This is a genomic window from Streptococcus halotolerans (assembly GCF_001598035.1).
GTDB classification, from domain to species: domain Bacteria; phylum Bacillota; class Bacilli; order Lactobacillales; family Streptococcaceae; genus Streptococcus; species Streptococcus halotolerans.
In genome coordinates, this window is sequence record NZ_CP014835.1 from 908,440 (window position 1) to 920,203 (window position 11,764).

Sequence of the window (11,764 nt, forward strand, 5' to 3'; positions counted from 1 at the left end):
CTCGTTCAACTAGCGTTTATCTTGATTAGTCTCACAAGCTTTCGTGTCTAATGATTATCAGCTAATGCCTGATCAATGATTGTACTAATGACTTCTTGCATTTGGACGATACTGTGTTTTCTGGAACGCCCACATTCTTTGGCTATTTCAGAACATATCAAACACTGACGAGGGGCTTTGTTTAATTCCGTTCGACTGATTGAATTTAAGCCCCCAGATTCGACTGTCTGTAAAACATCCAAATCCATTAATCGTCCTAAATCACTAGCTTCCTCAATGGTCATTAACACTTTTTTGAGGTCAAGAGGTGGTAAACTTGACATCATGTAATATTCCCAGCCTGTTTTTGGGGTTATTTTTTTGTCAAAGATAATCTCATGAGATAATTGCTTTTTAATCAAATCAATCATACTATCAAAGGCTTGCCCTAGCTTTTCTGATGTCTTTACAGGACCTGGGATATTCATGGTGGCACAGAGTAGACTAGCTTGTGGGAACTTCTCCATTAGAGCGAGTTGTCTAAAACGACGCGCTTCTCGTGCTGCTAGCATATCTTCTAAGCTAATGCTTGGTCCATCGAAAACAGTCATTTTAGACATTTTTTACCACGTCAATCAAACTGCCATCGCGGTATTCAATGAGAGCAACCACCTTATCACCATATTGGATTGGTTCAGGATTGCCAACAACCGCGTAAGCTTTTTCTTTCAGTTCTTCAATGGTAAATTGAGGCACTTTCAAATCTTTGAAATGCTCTATCAAGTCAGGACGATTTGGGTTAATCGCGATACCAACTTCTGTTACGACAACATCAACACTAGTACCAGGTGTGATGACTGTATTGACCTTATCCACAAAGGTAGGAATCCGTCCACGAATAAGAGGTGAAATGACAAGACTCATCTTAGCCGCAAAAGCGGTATCACAGTGCCCACCAGAAGCGCCACGAATAACCCCATCAGAACCAGTCATGACATTGACATTGAAGTCTGTATCCACTTCAAGAGCAGACAAGATGCAGGTATCTAGTTGGTTAATCACAGAGCCCTTGCTGAGTGGCGAAGCGTACATATTGGCATCGATTTCCAAGTGTTTGCCAGCATTACGGTCAAGCGATAAGGCTGATGGGTGATCAAAGTCTTGAACGTCAATGATTTTATCAACCAAGCCTTCTTCTAAAAGTTCTACCATCGCATTGGTAATGCCCCCAAGTGCAAAGCTGGCTTTAATCGCTTTGTCAATCATGGCTTCTCGGATAAAACGGCTAACGGCAAGTGAAGCACCTCCAGTTCCTGTCTGGAATGAAAAGCCTTCTTTAAAGTAAGGTGAGTTGGTAATCACTTTAGCTGCGTATTCTGCAATTAGGAGTTCTTTAGGATTTTTAGTGAAACGCGTAGCCCCTTTGGCAATACCATTTGGGTCACCGATAGCATCAACTTCAACCACGTAATCAACATCTGTTTGAGGAATTGAAATTGGTGTATTAGGATAAGGGACCAAAGTGTCGGTAATGATAACCACCTGATCCGCATACTTAGCATCAATCATGGCATAACCAAGAGAACCGCAGGTTGCTTTGCCTTTTGTTCCATTGGCATTTCCATAAGCATCTGACGATGGTGCCCCAAGAAAGGCTACATCAATGTGAACATCGCCGGAAGCAATAGCCCGTGCACGGCCACCGTGAGAACGGATGACCACAGGGTTTTCCATGATCCCTTCTGAAATGGCTGCTCCAACCTTATCACGTAACCCTGATGACGTGATGTTGGTCACAACACCATTTTTGATGTGTTGGATCAAAGGTTCGTGGACATTGGCAATGGAACTTGGCGCAATAGATAAGTTTTTTATCCCTGCTTTTGCAATCTCGTCCAAAACCATGTTCATGACATAATCGCCTTCACGAAAATGGTGATGAAATGAGATGGTCATGCCATCCTTCAAGCCAGTTTTTTGAATGGCTTCACGGATTGAGCTAAGTAATTTATGATCTCCCGGTTTTACTGGTTTGATCTTACGACTTGACTCTTGATAGTCTTTAATATGTGCCAATTCTCCTTCAAAAACACCGTATTGATCAGCGTATTCTTGAGGAATGTCTCGGCCAAGTGTGTTTGTCACCATCTTAAATATCCTCCTCAGTCAAAACTCCTGCTGCTTTCGCTAGCATTATCACACGCTCTGCACGTTCTACGATTGGTTTGTCAATCATCTTACCATTGAGCGCAATAACACCTGAACCCTTGCTTTCGGCTTCACGGATTGCCCATTTGACTTGCTTAGCATTCTCGATTTCTTTTTCAGTTGGCGTGTAAATCTCATTTGCCAAAGGAATCTGACGCGGGTTGATAACAGACTTGCCATCAAAACCAAGTTGTTTAATCAAGCGGACCTCATCTTGGAAACCTTCAGTATTATTAACATCAGAGTAGACCGTATCTATCGCTGCAATGCCAGCTGCGCGAGCCGCATGCAGAATCATACTGCGAGCAAAAAAGAGCTCTTGACCATCAGGATAACGACGGGTTTTCATATTGGTCACATAATCCTCTGCACCAAGGGCAATCCCAATAAGACGATCAGAGGCTTTTGCAATCTCACGAGCATTGAGAACCCCTTCAGCAGATTCAATAGCTGCCATCATGCGCGTACGCCCTACTTCGATACCATACTCCCGCTCAACACGTTCGATTTCAGCTTCCACATCAATAATATCTTGTGCCGTTTCCGTTTTTGGCAAACGGATAACATCGACACCAGCTGTCACTACGGCTTCAATGTCCAAAGCACCACAAGTATCTAAGCCATTGACACGAACGACTGTTTCAACATTACTATAATCAAAGGTTTTAAGTGCAAAATGAACCAAAACGCGTGACGTGTCTTTTTCTTTTAAGGATACGGAGTCCTCTAAATCAAACATAATCGAATCCGCTCCGTACAAAGGTGCGTCACGAAGCATTCCAGCATTGGCACCAGGGACAAACATCATTGTTCTTCTTAAACGTTCCATGAGTCAATCTCCTTCCAATTATAAGTGTCAAGACCTGCTGCGCGATGTGCTGCTGCAATGGTACGAGCTTGAATAGTGCAATCCAGAGCACCCTTATCCACCGCTTCAACCTTGGCAGACCTGACCCCAAGACTTGTTAGAGTGTCTTCAATGACACGACGAATCTGTGTGCCAAACTGTTTTTCAACGCTACTATCCAGTGAAATTGAAAATCCATCAAGCTCACTTGGAGATAGGGTTAACATAATGTCGCTTGATTCTAATGAACCAGCAACTGCTGTTTGCTTAATTTCCATGATTCACCTCTATAAAATACTTATTTATCTGCTGGGAAAAGTTTGATCAACACTTCTGCTGAAATATAAAGGATTCCCAAAACAACAAAGATTCCAAGCATACCCAGACCCATGAGTTCAAAAGCCTGGATTAAATGATCCATATTTATCATAATGTCCTCTTTTTCTATCTCTTAGCTGAAGAAGGCAAGGAGCAAACCACCAGCAATAACTGAAGCGATTTGACCTGATACATTGGCACCAACAGCGTACATCAAAATAAAGTTTTGCGGGTCTTCATCAGTTGCCATTTTTTGGATAACACGACTTGACATCGGAAAGGCCGAGATACCTGCCGCACCAATCATTGGATTGATTTTTTCTTTACGGAAAATATTCAAAATCTTAGCAAAGACAACGCCACCGATAGAGTCCATAATGAAAGCAACCAAACCAAAGACGATGATTAAAAGTGTTTGCACGTTCAAGAACAAGTCCGCTTGCATCTTCACTGAAATGGTCAAACCCAGTAAGATAGAAACGATATTAACCAGTTCATTTTGAGCTGTTTGGGACAACCGATCCAGAACCCCACACTCACGAAGAAGATTACCAAACATCAAGAAACCAACCAAAGGTAGGGAAATCGGAGCGATAAGTCCTGCCACAATGGTAATCACAATTGGAAAGAGAATTTTCGTCATCTTAGAAACGCTCTCTGCTTTATAAGTCATGCGAATTTGGCGTTCTTTTTTAGTCGTCACTAATTTGATCGCAAATGGTTGGATAATGGGCACCAAAGCCATGTAAGAGTATGCTGCAACTGTGATTGGTCCTAGAAGTTTTGGTGCCAATTGGTTGGCAACAAAGATGGAAGTCGGTCCATCTGCCGCACCGATAATACCAATAGAAGCTGCTTCTTTGATGTCAAATCCAGCTAAAACAGCCACAACAACAACAAAGAAAATACCAAACTGAGCCGCTGCCCCAAAGAGCAACATGAATGGATTCTGCAAGAGAGGTCCAAAATCAATCATGGCTCCGATACCGATAAAGATAAGAAGTGGGAAAAGCTCAGTTCCGATACCGATATTGAAGAGAACATCGAAAACCCCCTCTTGTTCTACACCATTAACAACCTGAGTTAGGACTCCAGTTCCTGGGAAGTTAACCAAGATCGTTCCAAGTCCCATAGGGACCAACAGGGTCGGCTCATATTCTTTTTTAATTCCTAAATACATCAAGATGGCTCCGATTAGCATCATGACCAGCTGCGGAATCGTAATAGACGTAATGCCAGCAATTAATGTTTCCATTAGGTCAATTCCTTTCTTTATACGTGCGATTAACCAATCGTGATCAAGCCATCACCTGGATTAACTGTTTGCCCTGCTGTCACATGAATCGCTGAAACAGTTCCTGCAGATGATGCCACAATTTCATTTTCCATCTTCATCGCTTCAAGAATCATGAGAGGTTGATTTTCAGAAACGGTATCTCCCACCTTTACCAAAATGTTAAGGATGGTTCCTGGCATTGGGGCTGCTAAGGCATCTGCTCCAGCTGGCGCAGAAGAGCTTTCTGCGGGTGCCGACGCTACTGGGGCTTCTACAACTGGAGCTTGTGGCGCTGCTGGTTGTTCGGGTGCGGAAGGGACTGTTGCAGGTGCCGGTGTAGCACCAATTTCTTCCATCTCAACAAGGTATTCTTTTCCATCCACAGAAATTTTGAATTTGCGTAACATTATTGTCTCCTTATTTTTCTTCTTATTTTTTACGTTTGATTGATTTAACAACAAACTGGCTATCAGGGTTATCTCCTGCGGCGATACTTGAGGCAAGCAGTGAGACGATCAAACTTTCAGGGTTTCGTTTTAAAATCCGTTTAACCTTAAACTGACTATCTGGGTTATCTCCTGCAGCTATGCTTGAGGCGATGACACTGACCAGTTGAAAGTCCTCTGAAGTCGCTGGTATATAGGCTGGTACGTCTTCCCACTCCTCTACAACTGAATAGCTACGATTGTTTTCTTCACTCTTAGGAAAGTTGTGTGATTCCTTGGATTTTGAAAATAACCGTTTTAAAATCCCCATAGCTTCTCCTTTCTAACATCATAGAATTCCAAAAAAGTGTGGTTAAAAAAGCATTTCTTAACCCTTCTAAAATTATTATATAACATGTTTTTTGATATGAGTGGCTTTTTTGTGTTTTTTTGAAAAAACGCTTCCAAATCTTAACAGAATCATTTTCAAGATGTTCTTTTTGTGTTTTTTATCGTCCATTGGTCTTTCAAAATTAAACGCTTTCAATTATACTTGGGTTGTAAAATCATTTTGTTATATATTAGCTAAATATAATAATTATAAATTCAAGGAGAAAAACTATGCTTCTTACCATATTAGCTTATGCTATGATTATCGTCTTCATGTTTGTGGTCATGAAGAAAAAAATGTCACCGTTGACATCCTTGGTTATTGTCCCATTACTATTTACCATCATCGCCATTTATACTGGTGCTGCTGACTTTGGCTTAGATGCTAGTTTCGCAGAATTCTTAGGAGACAATAAACTTGCAAACAACTTAACGGCTGTCGGTCCGATGGTTATGTACGGTATCAACGGCACTGCTAAAACAGGTATTATGCTCCTGTTTGCTATTTTATACTTCTCCATCATGCTTGATGCCGGTCTTTTTGACCCAATCACTGAGAAAATGATTCGCTTCGCTAAAGGCGATCCGATGAAAGTCTTAATGGCGACAGCCATTGTATCAGCTGCTGTTTCGCTTAATGGTGATGGAACGACAACGACGCTTATCGTTGTCTCAGCTTTCTTACCTATCTACAAAAAACTCAACATGAATGTCATGAATCTTGGTGTTTTGATTATCCTTCAAAATACTATTATGAACCTACTTCCTTGGGGTGGACCAACAGCACGCGCCATGTCTGTCCTTGGTGTTGGTGCCGAAATCCTTGGTTACCTGGCTCCTGGTATGATACTTTCAGTTCTTTATGTCATCTTTATCGTAGCACGTAGCATGGGTAAAAAAGAACGCAAACGCCTCGGTGTTAAGGAATTATCGGAAGCTGAAGTACGTAAATTAACAGACATTACAGACCCAGATACCATTGCTATTCGTCGTCCTCAAAATTTCCTTTTCAATGGTATCTTAACGATCATTTTAATTGCCTGGTTGGTTGCTGGATCATTCGTTGATGCAGTCAAAGTTGAACCACTTCTTCTTTTCGCAGTAGGGACATGTATTGCGCTCATGTTTAACTACCCAAAATTAAAAGACCAATCCAAACGTATTGGGGACAATGCTGACAACGCGGTTCAAGTTGTTATCTTGGTCTTCGCCGCTGGTGTTTTCATGGGGCTCTTCCAAGGTTCAGGTATGGCTGGTGCTCTTGCCCAAAGCTTTGCGACCATCATTCCTAAACAACTCGCCGGATTCTGGGGCATTATCATTGCTCTCATCTCTGCACCAGGTACTTTCTTCCTTTCAAACGATGGATTTTACTACGGTATCATGCCTGTCTTGGCCCAAGCTGGTGCGCAATATGGATTTGATAACATGTCGATGGCCCTTGCTTCCCTCATGGGGCAAGCCTTCCACCTACTCAGTCCACTCGTTGCCTTCATCTATCTTCTCCTTCGTTTAACAGGATTGGATATGGGAGAATGGCAAAAAACCTCAGCAAAATACGCATTTGTCATCTTCATCATTTTCATCATAACCGTTATCTTGATGGGACGTATGCCAGTTTACCTACCACAGTAAACAATAATAGGAACTAAAAAGGATTGGAATATTGTCCAATCCTTTTTACAATCGTTTCGTTGATAACTAATCTATGGCGTAAATTAATCCATAACTGTCACCATTTCAGTTAAAACCTTACTGGGTATTATACTAAAATTGAAAAGCTGTTCCAATGCCTTTTTCTTTTGCTTTTTCAACGATCAGCTGTGCCGTCACAATATCAAGAACTGCGGAGCCTACACTCTTAAATACCGTAATATCCTTATCTGATTCTCTACCCTTGATATGCCCCAATAGCAGTTGACCGAGTTCACCAGTGTAGTCACTTTCAGTTAATAAACCCGTTTTGATAGGAGATTGAATGTCTCCTGCTTCAGCTAATACACCATCATTAGTATCAAAAACAACTGCATCTGCCTTAACTAATAGATCCATTGGCAACTCTAACATCTCAGGCGTATAAGCACCGATGCCATTGACATGTGCTCCTTCTTTAATCCAATCCGCTTGGAAAGTGTTTACTTTAGATGTTGTTACAGTCGTCACTACATCAGCATCTCGAACAGCTTCTTCCGCTGTTTCAACAGCAACAATAGTCGTTTTAAAGTGGTCTTTCATCTCTCGAGCGAGTTTATCAGCAAACCTTTTTGCACGTTCAAAGTCAATATCAAACACGTTTAATATTTCTAATTGACGTGCCGTCATCATAGCGATAGCTTGCTGATAACCTTGACCACCAGTACCAATAAGACCACCAATCTTGGCCTCTGGATTAGCCAGCTCCTCTGTTGCAGCTCCCTGAATAGCTGCTGTACGTAATTGCGTCAAATAAGTTCCATCCAAAATAGCAGAAACAATACCTGTCTCTGGATCAAGAGCTACCATGGTAGCAGGTACCGATGGCAAGCCTTTTTCAATATTATTAGGATACACCGATACAATTTTGACACCAAGAGCATTTTGATTTCCTTCGGTGACAGCTGGCATATACAAACTTTGACCTTGAAAATGCTTAACATCCAAATTGGTACGAAGTGGCACAACTGCCTTTCCAGAAGAGTAAAGCTGAGAAGCTTCTTTGGCTGCTAAAATAGCATCCTTCATTGAGAAGCATTCTTGAATATCTTGTTTTGTTAGAATAAGCATGTTTAGATTCTCCTTTCTTAGACTTTTTCCTTTAGCATACCATAAGCACTATACAGGAGTATAAATGCTACAAACCATTGTAATAGTTCAGTATTTAGCTGTGTAACAATAAAAACTGCACAAAGCACACCCATCACGCCAAATGTTGACGTAAACAAGGTGATTTTTCGGCTATATTCACCGGATTTAACAAATTGCACACTGCCTACCGGTACTGAGAAAGTGGCAGAACCCATCATAATTGGAAAAGCAACTGCTGGATTCAAACCTAACAAATACACGGTAATCATTGTGAGCGCATATGAACCAATACCAATGTTATTTAAGGCGCCAAAAATTGCCAAGGCAACAGCAGCTATCACCAGTTTAATACCTGTTAGTTCTGTTGCTGTTCCACCTCCAGGTAATAACCCAAATTTTCCACCAAAGATAATAAGCGCCGCAACAATCATACCAATACCAATTGAAATTTTTAACTTATCTGCTGGTAGCTTGACAGCTAATTTCGCTCCAAAATAAGAACCAATCATCTGGCTGATAATACAGGTCACAAGGGTTATAATACCGACTTTAATATTAGTAATATAGGCTAATGCCATAATAGCAACTGGTATAGTACATTGGGTATTTAAAGTTCCAGGTAATTTTTTAACACTAGTCCAGTTCAATTTAGGATATAAGCTGGTACTAATTGCAAAGTCTGAAATACCAATAGTTGATAAGAAGAACATTATCGCACTGCTAAATGGTAAAGCCAAGGTACTGGCTTCCTCAGCCATGACTTCATGTCTATGCTTTAATAAATCTGCTATCAAAATAACAGTGAAATAAGCATTTACAATAACAACAAGTAATAATAATATATTTTTAAATAACATAGGGTAACTCCACTAATAAATATCGCGAATCCCCTCAAAGTTTTCACCATAATCGTTGCGCAAATCAACGCCATGCTCTTGAATGATTTTCAAGGTGTAGGCATCATGCTTGATGTACTCTTTAGCTAACAGACGCATAGCAACATTGTGAGTCCAGATGACATCACAGTGGTCATCCAGCGTTCCAAATAAAATAATATCATCGTCACAGACTAAATTCACCCAACGACCACCCATGTCTTTACGCTTTTCATCTTCAAAACCATGCTGATAAAAACGTTTGAAGGGTAAGTTGTAACGCCCACTTGCACTGAATAAAATACAGACGAAGTCATCTAAACGCGATTCTGCTTCTTCTAAAGCTTTTGTAATAGATGGCGTAAGTGTATCATCCCATATTTGAATGTAAAGGCTCGATTGTGCATGCTCAATCATATACAGCATTTTTAATAAAACGGACTCTTTACTTTCTAATTGCCACAAAAGCGTGTCTGCTTCTTTCCTTCTAATATCTGACAAGTGTTCATCTAAGTAGTCAATATCGCTAAGGGTTGAGTGTTTTAACATTCCCACAAACTCCTCTGGCGATAAGGCTGAGTACATTTTAGGTTCACTTTTATTAACTAGAACGGCTCCCTTTTTAACCAATATTTCTAAGTAATTGTATACCTTGGACCTTGGAACACCAGATTTTTTGCTAACTTCATATCCAGTCATCAGGCCATGTTCAATCAAACTAAGGTAAATATTGGTTTCAGATTCTGTATAACCGAACTGTTTCATTTTTTGTACCAACATATGGACTCCTTTTAATAATGTAGTAGCTACTTACAGTAACTATTATAATTTTGAAACCGTTTTAAGTCAATGGTTTTTTGTGATTTTTTTAACTTTCTTTGAAAATGATGGTTGTTATTGAGCTCTCACTTTTCAAAAATACACACTCTTTTATAGATTTTCGTTATAATAAAAAGATAGAAAGGATACCTTATGAACCCAATTATCGAATCTGTTAAAGCAAATCTAGATCTCAATCAAAATCTTCCCTTAAAACAGCTCTTTTATGAAGCGCTACGAAAGACTATTATTCTACGCGAAATTCCTGCTGGAAGTCGGATCAATGAAAAAGAATTTTCACTGGAGTTAAACATTAGCCGAACACCTATCCGCTATGCGCTAGCTCAACTTTTAGAAGAAAAATTGGTCGAGCACATCCCCAAGAAAGGGATTATTGTTAAAGGAGTCAGTATTGAAGATGCTATGGAAATTTTTGAAATTCGTAAGTCTTTAGATACCTTGGCTAGCATAACAGCTATGAAGAAAATGTCCTCAGATGATTTTGACGATATGAAAGCTATCTTAACAGATTGCGAAACTTTTATCGTTGATGGCGATGTTGAGCAGATTTTAGACAATTTCAACCAATTTAACAACTGTATTTATGAAAAAAGTCGTATGGTCCGCTTAAGGGAAATTGTCAGCGAGCTCCAAACCTACCTAACTTACTTTAGAGAAATTTCAATCTCATCTACGGAACGTCGTCAACTAGCTCTGAGTGAACACTGGGACATTTATCATCATATGAAAGACCAAAATGCTGAAAAAGTTACGGAAATAACGCACCAGCACCTCGACCGTTCGCTAACCTTTATCCTACAAGAGATGGATGCTCACCCAAATGACTAGAAAACTCCTCGATAACATTAGCCGCGCTGCTCTCAAATCACTACTCTACGAAGTTTCCCTTAGCCCAAAACCAGGCTTGGTGGATCGTTTTGACAATGGTGCTCATGACGATATGACTTTTCAAACCTTCATAGATAGCGCTCTTTCTCTGGCACCCTTCTTTGAGTCCTATTTGACCATAGGTTTTGATACCAGCGATCAATCCCCTCAAGCAGTCTTTCAGCAACTAAGGCAAACTGGGATTGCAGCTGAAAAAGCCATGTTTACGGTAACAAAGGGTATCAATACTCATAAAGGGGTTAATTTTTCGTTAGCCGTTATCTTAGGGGCAACAGGCAGATGGCTAGCTCAAACTGGACGAAACCTAACCAAAGATTATCGCTTTTCTAAAGAAGATAGCTGCGCCATAGGCCAAGTCGCTGCTGAACTTTGTTCAGACGTTTTAGCCATGGATTTGAAAGATTTAGAAACTAAAAAACATCTAAGCTATGGCGAAAGACTTTATTTAGACTATGGCATAACAGGTCCTCGTGGAGAAGCTAGTGCCGGTTTTCCAACCGTGATAACAAAAGCCCTTCCTTTTTTAAGACATGAGATACAACAAAGGGGACCAAAGGACGACGTCCAGTTAAAACTGCTACTTTATCTCATGACTTTTGTCGAAGATGGTAATCTTATCCACAGGGGAGGCATTGCAGCCTGGCAAACGGTCAAAAAAGAAGCTGCGCAACTTCTGGATCACCATTTATCTGATGCAGCTTTGAAAAAAGCTATTTCGGAATATAATACCATCTTGATTAATCGTCATCTGAGTCCCGGTGGTTCTGCTGACCTTCTTGCTCTCACACTTTTCTTTGCTTTTCTTGAAGAACTTATCTAAAAAAATAGCTCTATCATGTCTGTCCTAGGTTACCCCACTGCAGAAATGATAGGGCTTTTGAATGTCTGTCCCCAAAAAATCAAAACTACTGATGTGGACCGGCAGCCTGTTCCA

At 40.5% G+C, this 11,764-nt stretch carries 14 protein-coding genes; 3 read left to right on the forward strand and 11 right to left on the reverse strand.

Annotation, left to right across the window (positions count from 1 at the left end; translation table 11 throughout):
- Positions 1-47: 47 nt before the first annotated feature.
- Genes citX through A2G56_RS04020 form a run of 8 tightly spaced genes read right to left on the reverse strand, consistent with a single transcriptional unit; the run spans position 48 to position 5,384 of the window.
- Entirely contained in the window at positions 48-599 is a 552-nt protein-coding gene (citX, locus tag A2G56_RS03990) for a citrate lyase holo-[acyl-carrier protein] synthase (protein WP_062709371.1), read from the reverse strand.
- Positions 592-2,127: a citrate lyase subunit alpha gene (gene citF / locus A2G56_RS03995; protein ID WP_062709373.1), complete on the reverse strand. Its 1,536-nt coding sequence runs from the start codon at positions 2,125-2,127 to the stop codon at positions 592-594. The genes citX and citF overlap by 8 nt, the downstream gene beginning before the upstream one ends.
- 1 nt (position 2,128) lies before the next feature.
- Positions 2,129-3,016 carry a citrate (pro-3S)-lyase subunit beta gene (gene citE, locus A2G56_RS04000; RefSeq protein ID WP_062709375.1) on the reverse strand — a complete coding sequence of 296 codons (888 nt, stop codon included), beginning with the start codon at positions 3,014-3,016 and terminating at the stop codon, positions 2,129-2,131.
- The gene (citD, locus tag A2G56_RS04005) at positions 3,004-3,312 is read right to left on the reverse strand and encodes a citrate lyase acyl carrier protein (RefSeq protein ID WP_062709377.1); all 309 of its coding nucleotides are present in this window, start codon (positions 3,310-3,312) and stop codon (positions 3,004-3,006) included. Before citD ends, citE begins: the two co-directional genes overlap by 13 nt.
- Before the next feature lie 20 nt (positions 3,313-3,332).
- Positions 3,333-3,464, reverse strand: coding sequence for an OadG-related small transporter subunit (locus tag A2G56_RS11040; protein WP_418080407.1), 132 nt, complete (start codon positions 3,462-3,464; stop codon positions 3,333-3,335).
- A gap of 21 nt (positions 3,465-3,485) precedes the next feature.
- Entirely contained in the window at positions 3,486-4,607 is a 1,122-nt protein-coding gene (locus A2G56_RS04010; protein ID WP_062709379.1) for a sodium ion-translocating decarboxylase subunit beta, read from the reverse strand.
- 29 nt (positions 4,608-4,636) lie between these two features.
- Positions 4,637-5,035 carry an acetyl-CoA carboxylase biotin carboxyl carrier protein subunit gene (locus A2G56_RS04015; protein ID WP_062709382.1) on the reverse strand — a complete coding sequence of 133 codons (399 nt, stop codon included), beginning with the start codon at positions 5,033-5,035 and terminating at the stop codon, positions 4,637-4,639.
- 22 nt (positions 5,036-5,057) lie between these two features.
- Positions 5,058-5,384, reverse strand: a complete 327-nt coding sequence (locus A2G56_RS04020; RefSeq protein WP_062709386.1) for a hypothetical protein — start codon at positions 5,382-5,384, stop codon at positions 5,058-5,060.
- Between the two features lie 290 nt (positions 5,385-5,674).
- Here A2G56_RS04020 and A2G56_RS04025 point away from each other — a divergent pair, with 290 nt between their 5' ends.
- The gene (locus A2G56_RS04025) at positions 5,675-7,078 is read left to right on the forward strand and encodes a CitMHS family transporter (protein ID WP_062709387.1); all 1,404 of its coding nucleotides are present in this window, start codon (positions 5,675-5,677) and stop codon (positions 7,076-7,078) included.
- 132 nt (positions 7,079-7,210) lie between these two features.
- Here A2G56_RS04025 and A2G56_RS04030 read toward each other — a convergent pair whose 3' ends face one another.
- From A2G56_RS04030 to A2G56_RS04040, 3 genes are read right to left on the reverse strand one after another with little or no spacing between them, the layout of a single operon-like run.
- Positions 7,211-8,206, reverse strand: coding sequence for an ornithine cyclodeaminase family protein (locus A2G56_RS04030; protein WP_062709390.1), 996 nt, complete (start codon positions 8,204-8,206; stop codon positions 7,211-7,213).
- A 17-nt stretch (positions 8,207-8,223) separates the two neighbouring features.
- Complete coding sequence (locus tag A2G56_RS04035; protein WP_062709393.1) at positions 8,224-9,084, reverse strand: sulfite exporter TauE/SafE family protein; 861 nt, start codon at positions 9,082-9,084, stop codon at positions 8,224-8,226.
- Positions 9,085-9,096: 12 nt separating this feature from the next.
- Complete coding sequence (locus A2G56_RS04040; protein ID WP_062709395.1) at positions 9,097-9,882, reverse strand: TrmB family transcriptional regulator; 786 nt, start codon at positions 9,880-9,882, stop codon at positions 9,097-9,099.
- 192 nt (positions 9,883-10,074) lie between these two features.
- Between A2G56_RS04040 and A2G56_RS04045 the strand changes: the two genes are divergently transcribed.
- Positions 10,075-10,770 carry a GntR family transcriptional regulator gene (locus A2G56_RS04045; RefSeq protein WP_062709399.1) on the forward strand — a complete coding sequence of 232 codons (696 nt, stop codon included), beginning with the start codon at positions 10,075-10,077 and terminating at the stop codon, positions 10,768-10,770.
- Positions 10,763-11,650, forward strand: coding sequence for a triphosphoribosyl-dephospho-CoA synthase CitG (gene citG / locus A2G56_RS04050; protein ID WP_062712434.1), 888 nt, complete (start codon positions 10,763-10,765; stop codon positions 11,648-11,650). Before A2G56_RS04045 ends, citG begins: the two co-directional genes overlap by 8 nt.
- The last annotated feature ends 114 nt before the right edge of the window (positions 11,651-11,764 follow it).